The organism is Streptomyces sp. NPDC091271 (genome assembly GCF_044757505.1).
GTDB lineage: Bacteria > Actinomycetota > Actinomycetes > Streptomycetales > Streptomycetaceae > Streptomyces.
Genome location: NZ_JBIVVD010000001.1, coordinates 773,506 through 794,474, shown reverse-complemented (window position 1 = coordinate 794,474; position 20,969 = coordinate 773,506). Strand labels below are relative to the sequence as shown.

18 protein-coding genes are annotated in these 20,969 nt (G+C 71.5%); 14 read left to right on the top strand and 4 right to left on the bottom strand.

Going from position 1 to position 20,969, the window contains the following annotated elements; genetic code table 11:
* Nucleotides 1-64: 64 nt before the first annotated feature.
* From ACIQM3_RS03945 to ACIQM3_RS03930, 4 genes are all read left to right on the top strand, one after another.
* A complete protein-coding gene (locus ACIQM3_RS03945; protein ID WP_401618369.1) occupies nucleotides 65-1,408 on the top strand; it encodes an APC family permease in 1,344 nt (447 codons plus the stop codon).
* Nucleotides 1,409-1,438: 30 nt separating this feature from the next.
* The gene (gene xseA / locus ACIQM3_RS03940; protein ID WP_401618366.1) at nucleotides 1,439-2,650 is read left to right on the top strand and encodes an exodeoxyribonuclease VII large subunit; all 1,212 of its coding nucleotides are present in this window, start codon (nucleotides 1,439-1,441) and stop codon (nucleotides 2,648-2,650) included.
* A gap of 40 nt (nucleotides 2,651-2,690) precedes the next feature.
* Nucleotides 2,691-2,945, top strand: coding sequence for an exodeoxyribonuclease VII small subunit (locus ACIQM3_RS03935; protein ID WP_401618363.1), 255 nt, complete (start codon nucleotides 2,691-2,693; stop codon nucleotides 2,943-2,945).
* A 132-nt stretch (nucleotides 2,946-3,077) separates the two neighbouring features.
* Complete coding sequence (locus tag ACIQM3_RS03930) at nucleotides 3,078-3,668, top strand: malonic semialdehyde reductase (RefSeq protein ID WP_393764470.1); 591 nt, start codon at nucleotides 3,078-3,080, stop codon at nucleotides 3,666-3,668.
* A 104-nt stretch (nucleotides 3,669-3,772) separates the two neighbouring features.
* Here the strand turns inward: ACIQM3_RS03930 and ACIQM3_RS03925 are convergent, their stop codons facing one another.
* Entirely contained in the window at nucleotides 3,773-4,321 is a 549-nt protein-coding gene (locus ACIQM3_RS03925; RefSeq protein ID WP_401618360.1) for a DUF4245 domain-containing protein, read from the bottom strand.
* Nucleotides 4,322-4,465: 144 nt separating this feature from the next.
* On the opposite strand from ACIQM3_RS03925, the gene glpX reads away from it, so the two are divergent.
* The gene (gene glpX / locus ACIQM3_RS03920; RefSeq protein ID WP_401618357.1) at nucleotides 4,466-5,497 is read left to right on the top strand and encodes a class II fructose-bisphosphatase; all 1,032 of its coding nucleotides are present in this window, start codon (nucleotides 4,466-4,468) and stop codon (nucleotides 5,495-5,497) included.
* 60 nt (nucleotides 5,498-5,557) lie between these two features.
* Here glpX and ACIQM3_RS03915 read toward each other — a convergent pair whose 3' ends face one another.
* Both ACIQM3_RS03915 and ACIQM3_RS03910 read right to left on the bottom strand, forming a co-directional pair.
* Nucleotides 5,558-5,923, bottom strand: a complete 366-nt coding sequence (locus ACIQM3_RS03915; protein ID WP_401618354.1) for a WhiB family transcriptional regulator — start codon at nucleotides 5,921-5,923, stop codon at nucleotides 5,558-5,560.
* A 156-nt stretch (nucleotides 5,924-6,079) separates the two neighbouring features.
* On the bottom strand, nucleotides 6,080-6,751 hold the full coding sequence (locus ACIQM3_RS03910; RefSeq protein ID WP_401618351.1) for a DUF1707 domain-containing protein: 672 nt from the start codon (nucleotides 6,749-6,751) through the stop codon (nucleotides 6,080-6,082).
* Nucleotides 6,752-6,956: 205 nt separating this feature from the next.
* Here ACIQM3_RS03910 and ACIQM3_RS03905 point away from each other — a divergent pair, with 205 nt between their 5' ends.
* The 4 genes from ACIQM3_RS03905 (at nucleotide 6,957) to ACIQM3_RS03890 (ending at nucleotide 13,308) form a co-directional block, all read left to right on the top strand.
* Nucleotides 6,957-8,624, top strand: coding sequence for a fumarate hydratase (locus ACIQM3_RS03905; protein ID WP_401618349.1), 1,668 nt, complete (start codon nucleotides 6,957-6,959; stop codon nucleotides 8,622-8,624).
* Between the two features lie 190 nt (nucleotides 8,625-8,814).
* Nucleotides 8,815-10,218: a class II fumarate hydratase gene (locus ACIQM3_RS03900; RefSeq protein ID WP_401618346.1), complete on the top strand. Its 1,404-nt coding sequence runs from the start codon at nucleotides 8,815-8,817 to the stop codon at nucleotides 10,216-10,218.
* Between the two features lie 46 nt (nucleotides 10,219-10,264).
* The gene (locus ACIQM3_RS03895; protein ID WP_401618343.1) at nucleotides 10,265-10,984 is read left to right on the top strand and encodes a DUF402 domain-containing protein; all 720 of its coding nucleotides are present in this window, start codon (nucleotides 10,265-10,267) and stop codon (nucleotides 10,982-10,984) included.
* A 380-nt stretch (nucleotides 10,985-11,364) separates the two neighbouring features.
* Nucleotides 11,365-13,308: a SpoIIE family protein phosphatase gene (locus tag ACIQM3_RS03890; RefSeq protein WP_401618340.1), complete on the top strand. Its 1,944-nt coding sequence runs from the start codon at nucleotides 11,365-11,367 to the stop codon at nucleotides 13,306-13,308.
* Between the two features lie 110 nt (nucleotides 13,309-13,418).
* Here ACIQM3_RS03890 and ACIQM3_RS03885 read toward each other — a convergent pair whose 3' ends face one another.
* The gene (locus tag ACIQM3_RS03885; protein WP_401618337.1) at nucleotides 13,419-15,650 is read right to left on the bottom strand and encodes a transglycosylase domain-containing protein; all 2,232 of its coding nucleotides are present in this window, start codon (nucleotides 15,648-15,650) and stop codon (nucleotides 13,419-13,421) included.
* A gap of 222 nt (nucleotides 15,651-15,872) precedes the next feature.
* Between ACIQM3_RS03885 and ACIQM3_RS03880 the strand changes: the two genes are divergently transcribed.
* The 5 genes from ACIQM3_RS03880 to ACIQM3_RS03860 all read left to right on the top strand — a co-directional run bounded on the left by ACIQM3_RS03880 (nucleotide 15,873) and on the right by ACIQM3_RS03860 (nucleotide 20,846).
* A complete protein-coding gene (locus ACIQM3_RS03880; RefSeq protein ID WP_401618334.1) occupies nucleotides 15,873-16,844 on the top strand; it encodes an SPFH domain-containing protein in 972 nt (323 codons plus the stop codon).
* Complete coding sequence (locus tag ACIQM3_RS03875) at nucleotides 16,841-17,110, top strand: hypothetical protein (protein ID WP_401618331.1); 270 nt, start codon at nucleotides 16,841-16,843, stop codon at nucleotides 17,108-17,110. The genes ACIQM3_RS03880 and ACIQM3_RS03875 overlap by 4 nt, the downstream gene beginning before the upstream one ends.
* A gap of 195 nt (nucleotides 17,111-17,305) precedes the next feature.
* The gene (locus tag ACIQM3_RS03870; RefSeq protein ID WP_104788700.1) at nucleotides 17,306-17,830 is read left to right on the top strand and encodes a PadR family transcriptional regulator; all 525 of its coding nucleotides are present in this window, start codon (nucleotides 17,306-17,308) and stop codon (nucleotides 17,828-17,830) included.
* Entirely contained in the window at nucleotides 17,827-18,513 is a 687-nt protein-coding gene (locus ACIQM3_RS03865) for an ABC transporter ATP-binding protein (RefSeq protein WP_401618326.1), read from the top strand. The genes ACIQM3_RS03870 and ACIQM3_RS03865 overlap by 4 nt, the downstream gene beginning before the upstream one ends.
* A complete protein-coding gene (locus ACIQM3_RS03860; RefSeq protein ID WP_401618324.1) occupies nucleotides 18,510-20,846 on the top strand; it encodes an ABC transporter permease in 2,337 nt (778 codons plus the stop codon). Before ACIQM3_RS03865 ends, ACIQM3_RS03860 begins: the two co-directional genes overlap by 4 nt.
* Nucleotides 20,847-20,969: the final 123 nt, after the last annotated feature.

The following is a 20,969-nucleotide window of genomic DNA, read 5'->3' as shown; positions in this document are numbered from 1 at the left end:
CGAACAGGCGCCGGGTCGGTGGGGTCGCGAGACTGATGCGTACGCAACCAGCGACGGAGGGTTCATGGCGGGGAGCAGCGCGGAAGAGGGAAAGCTGCGGCGGACACTCGGGTTCCGGGACCTGGTGGTCTACGGGCTGCTGTTCATCGCACCCATGGCCCCGGTCGGAGTCTTCGGCACCCTGGACGCCAGGTCCGACGGTGCCGTGGCGCTGGTGTATCTCGTGGCGACGGTGGTGATGGCCTTCACCGCGTTCAGCTACGCCCAGATGGTGCGCGTGGCCCCGCTCGCCGGGTCGGTCTTCGCGTACGCCCGCAAGGGGCTCGGGGAGGGGCCGGGGTTCATCGCCGGCTGGATGGCGATGCTCGACTACCTGCTCATCCCGGCCGTCGCCTATCTCTTCTCCGGGATCGCGATGAACGCGCTGGTCCCCGAGGTGTCGCGGTGGGTGTGGACGGCGATCGCGGTCGTGGTGACGACGCTGCTCAACCTGTGGGGCGTACGGGCGGCGGCCCGGGTGGGCTTCGCGGTGCTCGCCATGGAGATCGTGGTGCTGCTGGTGTTCGTGGTGTCGGCGGTGGTGGTGCTGGCCAGGGACGGGGCGCAGCGCGGCTGGCTGACGCCGCTCACCGGGGACACCGGGTTCTCGATGACGGCGGTGCTGGGCGCGGTGTCCGTCGCGGTGCTGTCCTATCTGGGGTTCGACGCGATCGCCTCGTTCGCCGAGGAGGTGACGGGGGGTTCGGCGAAGGTGGCGCGGGCGGTCCTGTTCTGCCTGGTGCTCGCCGGGGCGCTGTTCGTGGCCCAGTCGTATCTGGCGGCGCTGCTGGAACCGGTGAGCTCGGCGGAGCTGGCCGCGGATCCGGTGAAGCAGGGGTCCGCGTTCTACGACGCGGTGGACGCCTCGGTCGGCTCCTGGCTGCATGATCTGGTGGCCGTCAGCAAGGCGATCGGCGCGGCTTTCGCGGCGCTGGCGGGGCAGGCGGCGGCCGGCCGGCTGGTGTTCGCGATGGGGCGGGAGGGGCGGCTGCCGTCGTTCCTGTCCCGGGTCGACAGCCGGTCCGGGGTGCCGCGTGTCGCGGTCGCGTGCGCCGCGGTCGTGACGCTGGTGGCGGCGGTGTGGGCGGCCCGGCGCGACGACGGCCTCGACCACCTGGTGTCGGTCGTGAACGTGGGCGCGCTCACCGCGTTCGTGCTGCTGCACGCGTCGGTGGTCGGCTGGTTCGCCGTACGCCGGATGGAAGGGCCGCCGAGCTGGTGGCGCCACATCGTGGTGCCGGTGGTGGGCGCGGGTGTGCTGGTCGCGGTGATCCTGGAGGCGACGACGAGCGCCCAGCTGGTGGGGGTGTGCTGGCTGGGGATCGGACTGGTGGTCCTCGCGGTGCAGTGGGGGCGGCGGGCGGCCTGATTGTCCGTACCGGCCGATACGCTCGCCCGTATGGCTCTCACTACGTCCCCGGAAGCCCCGCTGCCCGTCGGCGACGTGTCCCGGCTGATCGGCGGCTGGATCGACCGGCTCGGTGCCGTCTGGGTCGAGGGGCAGATCACCCAGCTGTCACGCCGGCCCGGCGCCGGGGTCGTGTTCCTGACGCTGCGCGACCCCTCCCACGACATCTCGGTGAGCGTGACCTGCTTCCGGCAGGTCTTCGACCGGATCGCCGATGTGGTGACGGAGGGCGCGCGGGTGGTCGTCCTCGCCAAGCCCGAGTGGTACGCCCCGCGCGGGCAGCTGTCCCTGCGGGCCACGGAGATACGGCCGGTGGGCATCGGCGAGCTGCTGGTGCGGCTGGAGCAGCTGAAGAAGTCGCTGGCCTCCGAGGGGCTCTTCGCCCTGGACCGGAAGAAGCCGCTGCCCTTCCTGCCGCAGCTGATCGGCCTGGTCTCAGGACGGGCGTCGGCGGCGGAGCGCGATGTGCTGGAGAACGCCAGGCGGCGCTGGCCGGCGGTGCGCTTCGAGGTGCGCAACACCGCGGTGCAGGGTGTGCACGCCGTGAACCAGGTGGTCCAGGCGGTCCATGAGCTGGACGGGCTGCCCGAGGTCGACGTGATCGTGGTCGCCCGTGGTGGCGGCAGCGTCGAGGACCTGCTGCCGTTCTCCGACGAGGCGCTGATCCGGGCGGTGGCGGCGTGCCGCACACCGGTGGTCTCCGCGATCGGTCACGAACCTGACTCCCCCCTGCTCGACCTGGTGGCCGATGTGCGGGCGTCGACGCCGACGGACGCGGCGAAGAAGGTCGTGCCGGACGTGGGTGAGGAGCTCGACCGTGTCCAGCAGCTCCGGGACCGGGCGCTGCGGACCGTGCGGGGGCTGATCGACCGGGAGGAGCGGGGGCTGGCGCATGCGCTGGGCAGGTCCTCCATGGAGCGGCCGCAGCGGATGGTGGACGAGCGGGAAGCGGAGGTCGACGCACTGGTGGGGCGGAGCCGCAGGGTCCTCGGGCACCTGCTGGACCGCGCCGACTCGGAGCTCGCGCACACCCGGGCCCGGGTCGTGGCGCTCTCGCCGGCGGCGACGCTGGAGCGGGGATACGCGGTGCTGCAGCGGCCGGACGGCCATGTGGTGCGCTCCCCCGCGGATGCCGGGGCGCCGGGCGAGGAGCTGCGGGCGCGGGTCTCCGAGGGCGAGTTCACCGTACGGGTCGCGGAGTGAGCGGCCGGGTTTGTCCGACCCCGCGCATAGGGTGGTCGGCATGACGGACGACGGGACGACGACGGCTGCCGCGACGGGCACGCTCGGGTACGAGCAGGCGCGGGACGAGCTGATCGAGGTCGTACGCCGCCTGGAGGCGGGCGGCACGACGCTGGAGGAGTCGCTGGCCCTGTGGGAGCGCGGCGAGGAGCTGGCGAAGGTGTGCCGGCACTGGCTGGAGGGTGCGCGGGCCCGGCTGGACGCGGCGCTGGCACGCCCCGAGGAGCCCTCGGAGGCCGGTGGCGACACGGAGTAGACGTTCCGGCAGCGCTTCGGGGGTCGCTGTGCGGTGGATCACTCCGGGACAGATTTAGTTGAACTTTAATCTATCCCTCGGTTACGGTGATCGTGTCGCTTGACCCGTACTGCCCGGAAGGTAACGCTCCAGATGTCCCTCGTTCTTGACCCCGCCGCCCAGGACCTCCTCTTCCGTGAGGCCCGCACTGCCAACACGTTCACCGACGAGCCGGTGACCGACGAGCAGGTCCAGGCGATCTACGACCTGGTCAAGTACGGCCCCACGGCCTTCAACCAGTCGCCGCTGCGCGTCGTCCTGGTCCGTACGCCGGAGGGCCGCGAGCGCCTCGTGAAGCACATGGCCGAGGGCAACCGGCCGAAGACCTCCGCCGCCCCGCTGGTCGCGCTGCTGGTGGCGGACCACGAGTTCCACGAGGAACTCCCGGCACTCCTGCCGCACTTCCCGCAGGCCAAGGACGCGTTCTTCTCCGAGCGCCCGGTCCGCGAGCAGTCGGCCGCGCTCAACGCCACGCTGCAGGCCGCCTACTTCATCATCGGCGTCCGCGCCGCCGGCCTGGCCGCCGGCCCGATGACCGGCTTCGACGCCGCGGGCATCGAGAAGGAGTTCCTGGACGGCGACCACAAGCTGATCATGGCCGTCAACATCGGCAAGCCGGGCGAGGACGCCTGGTTCCCGCGTCTGCCGCGTCTGTCCTACGACGAGGTCATCACGACTGTCTGATCCCCTCCCCGGAGGCGGCCGGCCTCCTGGGAACAGCGGACCGTACCACCGGAAGAGCCCCACGACGCTCGGCGTCGTGGGGCTCTTCCGGTGGTACGGGGCAGTCAGGAAGCGGCGGGAGCGCCGGAGGCGGCGGGGGCCGTCTTCAGCGCGGCGGCCATCTCCGCGAGCCGGTCCGCGGGGGCCGAGCCGGTGACCACCGTCGTCACACCCTCGGCGTGCAGCACCAGCGCGTCGTACTTCGGCCCGTCCCAGATCTCCCAGTCCCGGCCCGAGACCTCGCGCGTGCGCCCGGTGTTCTCGGCGTCCCGGCTGACCTCGGGGACGTACTTCTTCGCCGGGGTCGTCGACTGCTCGACGGCCACGTACTTCTCGTCCGGGTCGAGGAAACCGAGGTGCCATCCCGAGCCGTTCTGCCCCTCGTACGAGACGGAGGTCGGCTTCCAGTCTCCGGGCAGCCCTGCCGGGGCGGCCACGGGGTACGGCGCGGCGCGACGGGCCGTCGCGAGCTCGACCCGGTAGTCGACCGCCTTGAGGGGGTCGGCCTTGTCGTCGTGCGGGATGAAGATGTAGACGACGCCCGCCACTGCGGTGATCACGAGCATCGACAGGATCATGTCCCGGACGGTCTGCTTGCCTCGCTTGCTTGCCACGGACTCAATGGTGGCATGGGCCGCCGGGCGTCCGGCCAGCGGGCACCCGCTCATACGTGACCCGCTCTGCTCATTTTATCGACCTACCGATAGAGTCACAGCACCCTCTTTTCCGGTCGTCGTCGTACAGAAAGGTGCGCTCCGATGTCCGAGCATCATCTGCCGTCCCAGCTCGAGGTCTCCCCCGAGGCCCCCGACCGCAACCTGGCCCTGGAGTTGGTGCGGGTCACCGAGGCCGCCGCCATGGCCGCCGGGCGCTGGGTCGGCCGCGGCGACAAGATCGGCGCCGACGGCGCCGCGGTCAAAGCCATGCGCACGCTCGTCTCCACGGTGTCGATGAACGGCATCGTCGTCATCGGTGAAGGCGAGAAGGACGAAGCCCCCATGCTGTTCAACGGCGAGCGCGTCGGCGACGGCACCGGAGCCGAGGTCGACATCGCCGTCGACCCGATCGACGGCACCACGCTCAACGCGAAGGGCATGCCCAACGCGATCGCCGTACTGGCCGCCGCGGACCGCGGCGCGATGTTCGACCCTTCCGCCGTCTTCTACATGGACAAGCTGGTCACCGGCCCCGAGGCCGCCGACTTCGTCGACATCAACGCTCCCGTGTCCGTGAACATCCGGCGCGTCGCGAAGGCCAAGAGCTCGGCCCCGGAGGACGTCACCGTCGTCATCCTGGACCGGCCCCGGCACGAGAACGTGGTCAGGGAGATCCGGGAGACCGGCGCCCGGATCAAGTTCATCTCCGACGGCGACGTCGCCGGGTCGATCATGGCGGCCCGCGAGGGGACCGGCGTCGACCTGCTCATGGGCATCGGCGGCACCCCGGAGGGCATCATCTCGGCCTGCGCCATAAAGTGCCTGGGCGGTGTCATCCAGGGCAAGCTCTGGCCCAAGGACGAGGCCGAGCGGCAGCGGGCCCTGGACGCCGGCCACGACCTGGACCGGGTCCTGTCGACGGACGACCTCGTCAGCGGGGACAACGTCTTCTTCGTCGCCACGGGGATCACCGACGGCGAACTCCTGCGCGGTGTGCGGTACCGCGGAGAGACGGCCGGCACGGAGTCCCTGGTGATGCGGTCCAAGTCGGGCACGATCCGCAGGATCGACTCGACGCACCGGCTGTCGAAGCTGCGCGCCTACAGCGCGATCGACTTCGACCGCGCGAAGTAGCCCCGACGCGCACGGAGGGGGGCCGCCCGGCCGGGCGGCCCCCCTCCGTGCGCGCGGACCTCAGCCGGCTATGCGTCCCGTCGGGGCCGCGGCCTTGAGCTCCATGTCGCGCCTGCGGCGCCGGGCGAGCACCACGCGGCGTTCGGCGGCGGTGAGGCCGCCCCACACCCCGTAGGGCTCGGGCTGCAGGAGCGCGTGCTCCCGGCACTCCACCATCACCGGGCACCTCGCACAGACCTGTTTCGCGGCCTCCTCACGGGCGAGCCGGGCAGCGGTCGGCTCCTTCGACGGGGCGAAGAACAGCCCGGCTTCGTCCCGGCGGCACACAGCCTCCGAGTGCCAGGGCCCCGCCTGGTCCTCCCGCGCGGGTGTGCGCTGGGACGGCACGGCGGCGACCTGCAGGGGCTGATGCGGCATGTGCAGCACGGTCCACTCCTGACGACGGCTTCGACTTCGTGAGCGAGAGGCGATGCAGCTCTCCCTACCCGCTGTACGCACGCCTATGCACTGAGTGGCGCCGCCTTCCGGCCCCCCGCAACGCCATCACGTCGCCCGCTGGCCGGAATTCGCGGTGCTGCGGCCTCAGTGGCCGAGGTGTTTGCGCAACTGCCGTTGGAGGTTGGTGATGAGCTTGCCACGCTTGGGCTTTGCCTCGACGTTCCCGAATACGGAGTAGCCGTTCACGACGACCACCGGCGCCTCGGGGTCGGTGGATTCCAGCGTGTCGACCTCGAAATTGCCGAAAATGCCCGTTCCGCTGCCGCGCAGCGAGATGTTCTCGGGGACCTTGATCTCGACACTGCCGAAGATGGACGTCGCGTTGATGACCGTCAGACGCTGGCCGAACAGCGCCTCGGTCAGGTCGATCTCCACGCTGCCGAAGAGCGAGAAGGCGTTCGTACGCCCGCCGACACGCCAACGGCCCCTGCGGGTGGAGCTGCTGAAGACCGCCACCAGATTCTCGGCGGGCCCGGTCGCCGCCTCGGGGCCGTAACCGTAGGGCGAGGCGGCCGGGCGGGCGGCGCCGCCCGTCACCGGCAGGTCCTGGACCAGTGGCTCGAGCTCGCCGACGGTCTTGGCCCGGTAGACCAGGTCGACCCGCTCGGAGTGCTCCTCGGCCGTCAGCCGGCCCTCCGCCATGGCGTCCCGCAGGATGTCCGCGATCCGGTCGCGGTCCGCGTCGGATGCGCGGATCCCGGCGGGCGCGGGACCGGCCGGAGCGACGGGCTGCTGGGGCTGCTTCTCGAGGTCCACCGGGACAGCGTACCGAAACGCGATAGATCGCGACAGCACCTCTCCGGCCCCGCACGGCATCCGCCGCATGTGAATCCGCCGTGCGGGAGCAAGCGTTCCGGGGTGAGCCCTACCTCACAGGCTCGGCGCGCCGACGGCGTTCTACCCTGGTTGATGCGCTGCCCAAGGGTGGTCAGCCGCTGTCGCCGAGTGAGGAATGGCCGTAATGCCAGAGTTTGCGTACTCCGATCTGCTCCCCCTGGGAGAGGACACCACGCCGTACCGGCTGGTGACCGCCGACGGCGTCTCGACCTTCGAGGCCGACGGCCGTACGTTCCTCAAGGTGGCTCCGGAGGCCCTGCGCACCCTCGCCGCCGAGGCCATGCACGACATCTCGCACTATCTGCGGCCCGCCCACCTGGCGCAGCTGCGCCGCATCGTGGACGACCCCGAGGCGTCGTCGAACGACAAGTTCGTCGCGCTGGACCTCCTGAAGAACGCGAACATCGCCGCCGCGGGTGTCCTGCCGATGTGCCAGGACACCGGTACGGCGATCGTCATGGGCAAGCGCGGGCAGAACGTCCTGACCGAGGGCGGTGACGAGGAGGCCCTGTCGCACGGCATCTTCGACGCGTACACGAAGCTCAACCTGCGTTACTCGCAGATGGCCCCGCTGAACATGTGGGACGAGAAGAACACCGGCTCGAACCTCCCGGCCCAGATCGAGCTGTACGCGACGGACGGCGGCGCGTACAAGTTCCTCTTCATGGCCAAGGGCGGCGGCTCGGCCAACAAGTCGTTCCTCTTCCAGGAGACCAAGGCGGTCCTCAACGAGGCCTCCATGATGAAGTTCCTGGAGGAGAAGATCCGCTCCCTGGGCACGGCGGCCTGCCCGCCGTACCACCTGGCGATCGTCGTCGGCGGCACGTCCGCCGAGTTCGCGCTGAAGACCGCGAAGTACGCCTCCGCGCACTACCTCGACGAGCTGCCCGCCGAGGGCTCCCCGACCGGCCACGGCTTCCGGGACAAGGAGCTGGAGGAGAAGGTCTTCGAGCTGACGCAGAAGATCGGCATCGGCGCCCAGTTCGGCGGGAAGTACTTCTGCCACGACGTGCGCGTGGTCCGCCTCCCCCGGCACGGCGCCTCGCTGCCCGTCGCCATCGCCGTGTCGTGCTCGGCCGACCGCCAGGCCACCGCGAAGATCACCGCCGAGGGCGTCTTCCTGGAGCAGCTGGAGAAGGACCCGGCGCGCTTCCTCCCGGACACCACGGACGAGCACCTCGACGAGGCGGGTGACGTCGTACGGATCGACCTCAACCGGCCGATGGACGACATCCTCGCCGAGCTGACCAAGTACCCGGTCAAGACCCGGCTCTCGCTGACCGGCCCGCTGGTCGTGGCGCGCGACATCGCGCACGCCAAGATCAAGGAGCGGCTCGACGCGGGCGAGGAGATGCCGCAGTACCTCAAGGACCACCCGGTCTACTACGCGGGCCCGGCGAAGACCCCCGAGGGCTACGCCTCCGGCTCCTTCGGCCCGACGACGGCCGGCCGCATGGACAGCTACGTCGCGCAGTTCCAGGCGGCGGGCGGCTCCAAGGTGATGCTCGCCAAGGGCAACCGCTCCAAGCAGGTCACTGACGCCTGCGACGCGCACGGCGGCTTCTACCTCGGCTCGATCGGCGGCCCCGCCGCGCGCCTCGCGCAGGACTGCATCAAGAAGGTCGAGGTCGTCGAGTACGAGGAGCTCGGCATGGAGGCGGTCTGGCGCATCGAGGTCGAGGACTTCCCCGCGTTCGTCGTGGTCGACGACAAGGGCAACGACTTCTTCACCGAGCCCGCCCCGGCCCCGACCTTCACCAGCATCCCGGTCCGCGGCCCCGGCCTCGGCTGACCGCACACCCCGCCGAAGGGGCGCCCCGGCCACCGGGTGCGCCCCTTCGGCATGTGCGGGCGCACCGGCGGCGGCTCCGGTGGACGCGTGAACGTCGCGGCCGGGCGTGATCCGTCCGGCGGTCCGGGGCAGGAGTAGCGGAATACGGCGGGCGCCGACCGCGCTCGTTCCAGCAGGAGGTAACAACACCATGGGCGAACCGGCCGAGGACACGCAGTACCGCGTCGAGCACGACTCGATGGGCGAGGTGAAGGTGCCCGCCCACGCGAAGTGGCGGGCACAGACACAGCGCGCGGTGGAGAACTTCCCCATCTCCGGGCAGCGGCTGGAGCGGGCCCACATCGAGGCCCTGGCCCGGATCAAGGCAGCGGCGGCCAAGGTCAACGCCGAGCTGAAGGTGCTGGATCCGGACATCGCGGACGCGATCCAGGAAGCCGCGGCGGAGGTGGTGGCGGGGCGCTGGGACGAGCACTTCCCCGTCGACGTGTTCCAGACGGGTTCCGGCACCTCGTCCAACATGAACACCAACGAGGTCGTGGCCACACTCGCCACGGAGCGGCTCGGGCGCGAGGTCCACCCCAACGACCACGTCAACGCCTCCCAGTCGTCGAACGACGTGTTCCCATCGTCGATCCACATCGCCGCGACCGCCGCGGTCACCGCCGACCTGATCCCGGCGCTCGAACACCTGGCCACCGCCCTGGAGCGGAAATCGGCCGAATTCTCGGAGGTCGTGAAGTCGGGCCGTACGCATCTGATGGACGCCACCCCCGTCACCCTGGGGCAGGAGTTCGGCGGCTACGCGGCGCAGATCCGTCACGGCGTGGAGCGGCTGCACGCCTCGCTGCCCCGCCTCGCCGAACTCCCCCTGGGCGGCACGGCGGTGGGCACGGGGATCAACACCCCGCCCGGGTTCTCCGCCGCGGTGATCGCGGAGGTCGCCCGCACGACGGGTCTGCCGCTCACCGAGGCCCGCAACCACTTCGAGGCGCAGGGGGCCAGGGACGGGCTCGTCGAGGCGTCGGGCCAGCTCCGCACGGTCGGCGTGTCGCTCACCAAGATCTCCAACGACCTCCGCTGGATGGCCTCCGGGCCCCGCACCGGGCTGGCCGAGATCAACCTGCCCGACCTGCAGCCGGGCTCGTCGATCATGCCGGGGAAGGTCAATCCGGTCATCCCGGAGGCCGTGCTGATGGTCGCGGCCCAGGTGACGGGCAACGACGCCACGGTCGCCGCGGCGGGAGCGGCCGGCAACTTCGAGCTCAACGTCATGCTTCCGGTCATCGCGAAGAACCTGCTGGAGTCCGTGCGGCTCCTCGCCAACGCCTCCCGCCTGCTCGCCGACCGCACGGTCGACGGCATCACGGCGAACGTGGAGCGGGCCCGGCAGTACGCGGAGTCCTCGCCCTCGGTCGTGACCCCGCTGAACAAGTACATCGGCTACGAGCAGGCGGCGAAGGTCGCCAAGAAGTCCCTGGCCGACGGCACGACGATCCGGGAGACGGTGCTGGCCGGAGGCTACGTCGAGCGCGGTGACCTGACGACGGAACAGCTCGACGAGGCCCTGGACGTGCTGCGTATGACCCGGCCCTGACGCGTAACGCACTGTGCGGCCGGGGAGCCGTCCCTAAGATCTCTTCATGACAGCGACGGAAGCGGGCACGGGAGCGGGCACCGGGGCGGGTGCGGGGGACGGCGGGCGCTGGTCGCCGGGGGACCGGATCCTCTGGCGGTACCGGGACAACGGAAGACCGGGCGACGGTGAGGGACACGCGGTCCACATCTGCCGGCCGGTCACCGTCGTCCAGGACACCGACGAACTGCTCGCCGTGTGGATGGCGTCCGGCACCGAGTGTGTGAGGCCGGTCCTCGCCGACGGCACCCAGGTGCACGCCGAGCCGCTCGCCACCCGCTACACACGCCCACGCACCACGGTGCGGTCCCGGTGGTTCGGCTCGGGTGTGCTGAAGCTCGCCAGACCGGGCGACCCCTGGTCGGTCTGGCTGTTCTGGGACCGCGGCTGGCTGTTCCGCAACTGGTACGTCAACCTCGAGGAGCCGCGCTCACGCTGGTCGGGCGGGGTGGATTCGCAGGACCACTTCCTCGACATCTCGGTGCGTCCCGACCACAGCTGGGAGTGGCTCGACGAGGACGAGTTCGCGCAGGCGCAGGCGGTCGGGCTGATGGACGACGCCACCGCCCGGCGGGTGCGCGAGGCGGGGCTCGCGGCCGTCGAGGTGATCCAGCGCTGGGGAGCACCGTTCAGCGACGGATGGGAGCACTGGCGGCCCGACCCCAGGTGGCAGGTCCCCCCGCTGCCTGATGACTGGGACCGCACCACCGCCCCCACGCCGTCGTGAGACCCTTGATGCACCCCAGGGGGGCAAACGTAGGATCACCCTCCATGAACCGCTCCGCCGGACCGACGCGCCACAACCGGCGTGACCGGTCAGGGGCCTGACCACCAGTCACCGAACGCACCGCATGGGGCACACGGCTTACGGAGCCGGGTGGACCGTGCGGACGCACGAACCACTACGAGGGGTGGAGACGTGTTCGCTGTCCGCTGCCCGGCCACCGGAAGACCCCTTACCGGTCGCCCTGGTGGCCGTACGGTTTCGGCCCCTTTTCCAGGGGCATCCGGTGACAGCCGTTGTTCTCACCGCTCTTGCCGGGGCACAGTGGCGCCTCACAAGGTGATTGCCTCATACAACCGGCCCGGACGGACGGAATCCCACGCGTGACGGAGCACCCCACCTCCCACGAAGGCCGGCAGCCCCTCGCCGCCCGGCCGCAGGAACGCGCCCGGCCCCGGCAGGAGGAGGCCCCGCCGGGCGCCGCTGCCACCGCCGCGATCCCCGGCCCCTCCCCGGTGCCGCATCCGGCGAACGGCCCGGTGGCGAACGCCGTACCGACTCCCGCGCCCGGCGCGGACGCGGCCGCTCCCGTCGCCGACACCCAGACGGTCACCCGGCGCGAAGGGGACCGGCTGCGGTTCGTCGGTGCGGCGACCCGACGGATCGCGCGGGGCATAGACCTGGACGAGATCGTGCTGGGCCTCTGCCGGGCGAGCGTGCCCACGTTCTCCGACGCCATACTCGTCTACCTCCGGGACCCGCTCCCGGTGGGTGACGAGAGGCCCGTCAACCCCTTCGTGCTGCGGCTGCGGCGTACCGACAGGCTGCGGCTGGCCGACGAGGAGAGCGAGAGCGGGCCGGAGGGCGAGCGGCTGCGGCTGTCCGTCACCGACCCGCAGGCCGGGCTGCTGCCGGCCGCCGACCTGTGCGAGATCCGGGCGGGCGGCGCGCTCGCCGAGGTGCTCCGCGGGGTGCGGCCGGTCTTCGGGGACTCCGCCGCGGCCCGCGTCGCCCTGCCCGAGCTGCTGGGGGCCGGCCGGACCGTACCGACCGGGCACCGCGCGATCCTGGCTCCGCTGCGGGGCCGGCGCCGGGTGATCGGCGCCGCCGTCTTCCTGCGCGGCACGGACCGTCCGCCGTTCGAGGCGAACGACCTCCTGGTGGCGGCCCAGCTGGCCACGCACACCGCGCTCGGCATCGACAAGGCCGTGCTGTACGGCCGCGAGGCGTACATCGCCGACGAGCTCCAGCGCACGATGCTGCCCGACTCCCTGCCGCAGCCCACGGGCGTACGCCTGGCCTCGCGCTACCTCCCGGCCGCCGAGACGGCCCGGGTCGGCGGCGACTGGTACGACGCGATCCCGCTGCCCGGCAGCCGGGTCGCCCTGGTCGTCGGTGACGTGATGGGCCACTCCATGACGTCCGCGGCGATCATGGGCCAGCTGCGCACCACCGCGCAGACCCTGGCCGGCCTCGATCTGCCCCCGCAGGAGGTCCTGCACCATCTGGACGAGCAAGCGCAGCGGCTCGGCAGCGACCGCATGGCGACCTGCCTCTACGCGGTGTACGACCCCGTCGCGCACCGCATCACCATCGCCAACGCCGGCCATCCGCCGCCGGTGCTGCTCCACCTGGGCGGCCGGGCCGAGGTGCTGCGGGTGCCGCCGGGCGCGCCGATCGGTGTCGGCGGGGTCGACTTCGAGGCCGTCGAGCTGGACGCCCCGGCCGGGGCCACGCTGCTGCTGTACACGGACGGCCTGGTGGAGTCCCGGATACGGGACGTCTGGACGGGCATCGAGATCCTGCGGGAGCGGCTCGCCGCCACCGCCCAGCTGACGGGCCCTGACCATTCGCCGCCGCTGGAAGCGCTCTGCGACGACGTGCTGGACATGCTCGGTCCCGGCGACCGGGACGACGACATCGCCCTGCTGGCGGCGCGGTTCGACGGGATCGCGCCGAGCGATGTCGCGTACTGGTTCCTGGAGCCGGAGGACGCGGCGCCCGGCCGGGCCCGCAGGCTGGCCCGCAGGGCGCTGAGCCGGTGGGGTCTGGACGACCTGTCGGACGAGGTGGAGCTGCTGGTCAGCGAGGTGGTGACCAATGCTGTGCGCTATGCGGAGCGGCCGGTGACGCTGCGGCTGCTGCGCACGGACATCCTGCGCTGCGAGGTCGGCGACGACTCCCCGCAGCTGCCCCGGCAGCGGCGCGCACGGGAGACGGACGAGGGCGGCCGCGGACTGTTCCTGGTCAACCGTCTGGCCAGGCGGTGGGGGGCGACCCGGCTGTCGACGGGCAAGGTGGTCTGGTTCGAGATGGCCACCCCCTAGGGAACGGCCAGGGCAACCCGGGCCACCCCGGCCACGGTAGGCCGACGGCGGCCGGCGCCGGACGTGTGTGAGGGGCGGGTGCCGGCTCGGCACCCGCCCCTCACGCGTCACTACTGCCCCAGCACGCCCTCACTGCCTGGCCGCTCGCCCGGCGGCCAGTCACCGTCCTCGGGGTCCTCCGTCGTGCTGGGTGACCCGCTCGGCGACCCCGAGGGGGTCTCGCTCGGCGTCTCGGCCGGGGGCGACTCCTCGCTGGGGGTCTCGCTCGGCGTCTCGCTGGGCGTCTCGGGCTCCTCGGACGGGGTCTCCGACGGCTCCTCGGTCTCGGACGGGGTGGCCGAGGGGGTCTCGGTCACCGGCGTCTCGCCCTCTTCGACTCCTTGCAGGTCGAATGTGGCGTCGGAGCCTCCCCCGAGCGCGCCCAGGGTGTAGTCGGCCCAGATCTTGGCGGGGAACCCGCCACCGTTGGCCCGGCCGGAGTTGGCCGTGCCGGTGAGGCTGACCTGGCCGCCGCCCTCGGCGGTGGACTCACCGAAGAGAGCCACAGCCGTGGTGAGCTCCGGGGTGTAGGCCGTGAACCAGGCCGCCTTGTTGTCCTCGGAGGTGCCGGTCTTGCCGGCCGCGTCGTAGGCGGAGGTGTTGGCCTCCCGGCCCGAACCGATGTCGACGACCTCGGTCAGCGCCTTCGTCACGGTGTCGGCGGACGCCCGGCTGATCGCCTGGCCGCCCACGCCGTCCACGGGCTCCATGGCGCGGTCGCGGTGCTCGGCGGACTTCACGATGGTCGGGGTGACCTTCTTGCCGTGGTTGGCGAGCGTGGCGTACACCCCGGCCATGTCCCACGTCGAGGCGTTCATCGTGCCGAGCGTGATCGCGGGACGCTCCGGGAAGTTCTTGTCCGGTACGCCCATGTCCAGCGCGGTCTTCTTCACGGCGCTCGGGGAGACGTCGACGACCATCTGCGCGAAGACGGAGTTGATCGACTTGTCCATCGCCCTCTGGACGGTCGGACTGTCGTAGCTGATGTCGTCCTCGTTCTGCGGGGCGAACGGGGTGTCGCTGCCGACGACCGGGCGCTTGCTGGTGCCGTCGTAGACCGTGTTCAGGCCGATCAGGTTGCCGTCCTGGGTGACCGACTCGTTCTCCAGGGCGGAGGCGAGCACCAGCGGCTTGAAGGTGGAGGCCGGCTGGTAGTCCTGGCGGGTGGCGTTGGAGATGTAGTGCTCGGTCGCGCCGACACCGCCGTACATCGCGACCACCTTGCCCGTCTTCGGGTCCACGGAGGTGGCACCGGCCTGGACGGTGGCGTCGACCTTGCTGTTCTTGCGGTCGAGCTGGTTCTCCAGCTGGTCGGCGACCGACTTCTCGAGCTGCTTCTGCCGCTTCTTGTCGATGTTGAGGGTGACCGTCCAGCCGCCGGCGTCCAGCTCCTCCTCGGTGACGCCCTGCCGCTTCATCTCGTCGTTCGCGGCCTCGACGAGGTAGCCGGTCTGGCCCTCCATGCCGGGGGCCGCCTTGGGCGCGTCCGGGACGGGGAAGGTCATCTTGTCCCGCTCGGCCTTGTCCAGCCAGCCCTCGTCCACCATGTTGTTCAGGGTGTAGGCCCAGCGTTCCTTGACGAGCTTCTTGCCGCCGGGGGTGGCGTTCGCCCAGTCGTACTGGCTGGGGGCCTGGAGCAGGGCCGCGAGATAGGCGCCCTGGGCGGTGTCGAGATCCTTGGCGTCGACCCCGTAGTAGGCCTGCGCCGCCGCCTGGATGCCGCTCGCGCCGCGTCCGTAGTAGACCGTGTTGAGGTACCCGGCGAGGATGTCGTCCTTCTTCATGCGCTGGTCGACCTTGAGGGAGATCACCAGCTCCTTGAGCTTGCGGCTGACCGTCTGGTCCTGCGTGAGGTAGTAGTTCTTCACGTACTGCTGGGTGATCGTGGATCCACCCTGCTTGCCCTTGCCGGAGAGCGTGTTGAGCAGGCCGCGCGTGGTGCCCTTGAGGTCGACGCCCTGGTCCCGGTAGAAGGACTTGTTCTCGGCGGCGACGAAGGAGTGCTGGACCGCCTTCGGCACGACGTCCAGGTCGACTATCTCCCGGTTGACCTCGGAGTTGCTCCGGGCGAGGAGCGTGCCGTCGCTGTACTTGTAGACGTTGCTCTGCTTCTGGGCCTGGGCGTTGGCCTCAGGCACGTCCACGTACACGTAGAGGGCCGCGAAGGCGCCCATCACGAGCAGGCAGAGACCGAAGAAGGTGCCCAGGATCTTCTGCCAGGTGAAGAGCCGGCGTATGCCGCCGCTCCGGGCGGCCCGGCGCGCTCCCCGCCCCTGGGCTCGTCGCGCATCCGCTCGACCCATCGCTGTGGTGCTCCTGTTCGTCTGCTCGTACCGATCCGGTCAGACCTGCCAGCTAACACTGAAAGCCCGGACAAATGGCAAGCGATCCGGTCTTTTCCGGGCGTGAGAATCAGCACCCACTCCTGCAGGAACCGACTCGTGAGGGGTGCACAAGGTTGCGAGGAGCGTTAATGTGTAATCACATTGCTAGCGCGGCGCTATGCCGTACGAAACGGGGGACCCATGTCCGCACCACACGACCTGCCCGGCACCACCGGCCCCGGCGCCGACCTGACGCCCGACGCCCCTGAGATGCCCGCACCCCAGGTCAGGGAGGTGACCGCCCACTCCATCCCCGGCGGTCTCGGCCTGCTCCTGACCGTCCTCGGGGTGTTCCTCGGCGTGGCCCTGGCCATCATCGGCGGCGTCCTCGGCTCCGACGGCCACAACGGAGTCGGCATCCCGCTCTTCGTCCTCGGGCTGCTCCTGACCGTCACCTCCTTCTTCTGCATGAGCGGTGTGAAGATGGTCGCTCCGGGCGAGGCCCGGGTCATCCAGCTCTTCGGCCGTTACGTCGGCACGATCCGCGCGGACGGCCTGCGCTGGATCAACCCGCTGACGTCCAGCCGCAAGATCTCCACCCGGGTCCGCAACCACGAGACGGCCGTCCTGAAGGTCAACGACGCCTACGGCAACCCGATCGAACTCGCGGCGATTGTCGTCTGGAAGGTCGAGGACACCGCGCAGGCGCTCTTCGAGGTCGACGACTTCCTGGAGTTCGTCGCCACGCAGACCGAGGCAGCGGTCCGGCACATCGCGATCGAGTACCCGTACGACGCCCACGAGGAGGGCGGGCTCTCCCTGCGGGGCAACGCCGAGGAGATCACCGAGAAGCTCGCGGTCGAGCTCACCGCGCGGGTGCAGGCGGCGGGGGTACGCATCATCGAGTCCCGCTTCAGCCACCTCGCGTACGCCCCCGAGATCGCCTCGGCGATGCTCCAGCGGCAGCAGGCGGGTGCGGTCGTCGCGGCACGCCAGCAGATCGTCGAGGGCGCGGTGGGCATGGTCGAGATGGCGCTGACCCGGATCGCGGAGCAGGACATCGTCGAGCTCGACTCCGAGCGGAAGGCGGCGATGGTCAGCAACCTGATGGTCGTGCTGTGCGGCGACCGTGCGGCGCAGCCGGTCCTGAACACGGGCACGCTCTACCAGTGACCGACGACGCGGCCCCTCCCCCCGGCCGGCCGGCCCGGCGCGGCCCCGCCCGCAAGCAGATGCTGCTGCGGCTCGATCCGGCGGTGCACGACGCGCTGGCCCGCTGGGCGTCGGACGAGCTCCGCAGCGCGAACGCGCAGATCGAGTTCCTGCTGCGGCGGGCGCTGGCGGAGGCGGGCCGGCTCCCGGGCGGCGCGGCGCCGATCCCGCGCCGGGGCCGCCCCCCGAAGAGCCCGCCCCCGGAGCGGCCCGAACCACCGGAGTGACCCCGGCCGAGCTCGATTCGGCCCCCCGAGCCAGGGGGTGTCCGCCCCTGCACCCACCCGGCACAGGCCCGGCACACCTGAGCCCCGCCGGCGATTGAGGCGCGGGGGTTCGGGGGCGGAGCCCCTGAGGCGGCCCGCCTCGCGCCCTCGGAGTCGTATGCATGCCGCGTATACATGCCATGTATAGTGCGCGCCATGTCAATCGGTCACACCCTCCTCGGGCTCCTCGAGTCCGGCCCCCGCCACGGCTACGACCTCAAGCGCGCCTTCGACGAGAAGTTCGGGCACGATCGTCCCCTGCACTACGGCCAGGTCTACGCGACCATGTCCCGCCTGCTCAAGAACGGGCTCGTCGAGGTCGACGGCGTCGAGACGGACGGCGGGCCCGAGCGCAAGCGGTACGCCATCACCGACGCGGGCATCACCGACGTCAGCTCCTGGCTCGCGCAGCCCGAGAAGCCCGAGCCGTATCTGCAGTCGACCCTGTACACGAAGGTCGTCCTCGCGCTGCTCACCGGCCGCGACGCCGCCGACATCCTGGACGCCCAGCGCTCCGAGCACCTGCGCCTGATGCGCATCCTCACCGACCGCAAGCGCCAGGGCGACCTCGCCGACCAGCTGATCTGCGACCACGCCCTGTTCCACCTCGAAGCCGATCTGCGCTGGCTGGAACTGACCGCCGCCCGGCTCGGCAAGCTCGCCGAGGTGGTCGCCCCGTGACCCCCGCCGGCTCCCTGCTCGCCGCCCACGACCTCCACAAGGTCTACGGTTCGACCCCCGCGCTCGACGGCGCCTCCTTCTCCGTCCACCCCGGCGAGGTCGTCGCCGTCATGGGCCCCTCCGGCTCCGGCAAGTCGACGCTGCTGCACTGCCTCGCCGGGATCGTCACCCCCGACTCGGGCACCATCAGCTACGGCGGCCGTGAGCTGTCCGCGATGTCCGACGCCGAGCGCAGCGCCCTGCGCCGCAGCGACTTCGGCTTCGTCTTCCAGTTCGGTCAGCTCGTCCCCGAGCTGACCTGCGTGGAGAACGTCGCCCTGCCGCTCCGCCTCAACGGCGTCAAGCGCAAGGAGGCCGAACGCACCGCCCGGGGATGGCTGGAGCGCCTGGAGGTCGAAGACCTCGCCGCGCAGCGCCCCGGCCAGGTGTCCGGCGGCCAGGGCCAGCGCGTCGCCGTGGCCCGCGCCCTGGTCGCCTCCCCCAAGGTGATCTTCGCCGACGAGCCGACGGGGGCGCTGGACTCCCTCAACGGCGAGCGCGTGATGGAGCTGCTCACCGAGTCCGCGCGCCTGGCGAACACAGCCGTCGTGCTCGTCACGCACGAGGCGCGGGTCGCCGCGTACTCGGACCGCGACGTCGTCGTACGCGACGGCCGGTGCCGCGATCTGGAGTACGCCGTATGACCTGGCTGCGTGACCTCGGCCTCGGCATACGCTTCGCCGCCGCGGGCGGACGCGAGGGCTGGGCGCGGACCGCGCTCACGGCTGTCGGGGTCGGCCTCGGTGTGGCGCTGCTGCTGGTCGCCTCGTCGGTCCCCCATCTGCTGGACGAGCGCTCCGCACGCGACCGCGCCCGGGCGGAGGGCGCGGCCTCCTGGAACGGGAAGGTCGAGAAGTCCGACACCACCGTGCTGCGGATCGGCGCGGAGACCGAGTTCCGGGGACAGGTCGTCACCGGCTTCCTGATGCGGCCCGACGGCGCGCACCCGGTCACCCCTCCCGGAGTCGGGTCCCTCCCCGCCCCGGGCGAGATGGTCGCCTCACCCGCCCTGAAGGAGCTGCTGGCCTCGCCGGAGGGCAGCCTCCTCAAGGAACGCCTCCCGTACCGGATCTCCGCGACGATCGGTGACGCGGGCCTGCTCTCCCCGGGAGAGCTGTACTACTACGCGGGCAGCGACACCCTGACCCCGGCCACCGGCGGTCACCGGGTGGGCGGTTACGGGGACAGGGACTGGAGCGACGAGCTGCCGCCCGCCCTGGTCGTCCTGGTCATCATCATCTGCGTCGTGCTCCTCGTCCCCGTAGCGATCTTCATCGCCACCGCCGTACGGTTCGGCGGCGAACGCCGGGACCGCCGGCTGGCCGCCCTGCGCCTGGTCGGTACGGACATCCGGGCGACCCGCAGGATCGCGGCGGGTGAGGCCCTGTTCGGCTCGCTGCTCGGCCTGCTGGCGGGGGCGGTGTTCTTCCTGGCCGGCCGCAGGTTCGTGGGCGAGGTGGAACTGTGGGGCCACAGCGCCTTCCCGTCCGACCTGGTCCCCGCTGGGTGGCTGGCCGCGCTGATCGCGATGGCGGTCCCCCTCGCCGCGGTGCTCGTCACCCTCGCCGCCCTGCGCTCCGTGGTCATCGAACCGCTCGGCGTCGTGCGCAACGCCGTCGGCCGACGGCGCCGTCTCTGGTGGCGGCTGCTGGTACCGGCCACGGGAATCGCCGTGCTGGCACTGACCGGGCGGGTCGACGAGTTCACCCCCGTCAACCCGTACCCGATCGCGGCCGGCGCCGTGCTGATCCTGGTCGGGCTCGCGCTGCTGCTCCCCTGGCTGGTCGAGGCGGTCGTGGAACGGCTGCGCGGCGGGCCCCTCCCCTGGCAGCTCGCCGTCCGCAGGCTCCAGCTGACCAGCGGGGCCGCGTCGCGCGCGGTCAGCGGCATCACGGTCGCGGTGGCGGGCGCGGTCGCCCTGCAGATGCTGTTCGCCGCCGTGGGGGACGATTTCGAGCGGATGACCGGGCAGGACCCGTCACGGGCGCAGTTCACCACCTTCTCCGAGGACGTGAGCGGGGAGGCCGCCACCAGGACCATCGAGGACTTCCGGGCCACCGAAGGCGTCGAGACGGTCATCGGCACGGTCGAGACGTACGTGACCAGGCCGGGGACGTACGGGCAGGACGAGATCCAGCCCACCACCACCCTGACCGTCGGCGACTGCGCCACCCTGAAGGAGCTGGCGCCGATCGGCTCCTGCAAGGAGGGGGATGTCTTCGTCGCCCACCCGAAGGGCGACAAGGAGCAGGCCGACTGGGTCGACGAGACGGCCCGCAAGGGCAAGGAGATCGAGCTCAACTCCGGCCACGGCCTGGAGCCGGGCGCCAAGTCGATGCTCTGGACCCTGCCGGCCGGCGCCCGGACCGTGCGGACCGGGCTCGACCCGCTCGGCAAGGAGCACTGGGGCATCATGGCGACGCCCGGCGCGATCGACCCGGGCACCCTGCCCAACGCCCAGATCACGGCCCAGATCCGGGTCGACCAGGGCGTGGACGACGTCGCCGAGCACGTGCGGAACACGGCGGCCAGGATCGACCCCGCGATGCGGGTCGCCACCCTGACCTCCGTGGCGCGCGACCGCCAGTACTCCAGCGTGCAGACGGCGTTGCGGCTGGGCGCGGTGGCCACTCTGATGCTGATCGCCGCGTCCATGCTGGTCTCGCAGCTGGAACAGCTCCGGGAGCGCAAGCGGCTGCTGTCGGTGCTGGTCGCCTTCGGCACCAGGCGGGTCACCCTCGGCTGGTCGGTGCTCTGGCAGACCGCCCTCCCCGTGGTCGTCGGCCTGCTGGTCGCGACGGCCGGCGGCCTGGGGCTGGGGGCCGTGCTGACGTGGATGCTGGCCAAGTCGGTCACCCAGTGGTGGCTGTTCCTGCCGATGGCGGGCGCGGGCGGGGCCCTCATCGTGGCCGTGACCGCGCTCTCCCTGCCCTTGCTGTGGCGACTGATGCGCCCGGACGGGCTGCGTACGGAGTGATGGCGGGGGGTGGGGGGGCCGGGGGGGGGGCCCCCCCCCCCCCCGGGCCCCCCCCCCCGCCTGGCCCCCAGGCCCCCGGCCCCGCGGCCGCGCGCCGACGCCAAAACACCAGCCCCGCCGCCC

Coding starts and splice junctions, on each gene's coding strand:
- ACIQM3_RS03895 (WP_401618343.1), top strand. CDS start 10,265: ATGACAGCGACGGAAGCGGGCACGGGAGCGGGCACCGGGGCGGGTGCG.
- ACIQM3_RS03870 (WP_104788700.1), top strand. CDS start 17,306: ATGTCAATCGGTCACACCCTCCTCGGGCTCCTCGAGTCCGGCCCCCGC.
- ACIQM3_RS03945 (WP_401618369.1), top strand. CDS start 65: ATGGCGGGGAGCAGCGCGGAAGAGGGAAAGCTGCGGCGGACACTCGGG.
- ACIQM3_RS03860 (WP_401618324.1), top strand. CDS start 18,510: ATGACCTGGCTGCGTGACCTCGGCCTCGGCATACGCTTCGCCGCCGCG.
- ACIQM3_RS03930 (WP_393764470.1), top strand. CDS start 3,078: ATGTCCCTCGTTCTTGACCCCGCCGCCCAGGACCTCCTCTTCCGTGAG.
- ACIQM3_RS03880 (WP_401618334.1), top strand. CDS start 15,873: ATGTCCGCACCACACGACCTGCCCGGCACCACCGGCCCCGGCGCCGAC.
- ACIQM3_RS03885 (WP_401618337.1), bottom strand. CDS start 15,650: ATGGGTCGAGCGGATGCGCGACGAGCCCAGGGGCGGGGAGCGCGCCGG.
- glpX (WP_401618357.1), top strand. CDS start 4,466: ATGTCCGAGCATCATCTGCCGTCCCAGCTCGAGGTCTCCCCCGAGGCC.
- ACIQM3_RS03905 (WP_401618349.1), top strand. CDS start 6,957: ATGCCAGAGTTTGCGTACTCCGATCTGCTCCCCCTGGGAGAGGACACC.
- xseA (WP_401618366.1), top strand. CDS start 1,439: ATGGCTCTCACTACGTCCCCGGAAGCCCCGCTGCCCGTCGGCGACGTG.
- ACIQM3_RS03900 (WP_401618346.1), top strand. CDS start 8,815: ATGGGCGAACCGGCCGAGGACACGCAGTACCGCGTCGAGCACGACTCG.
- ACIQM3_RS03935 (WP_401618363.1), top strand. CDS start 2,691: ATGACGGACGACGGGACGACGACGGCTGCCGCGACGGGCACGCTCGGG.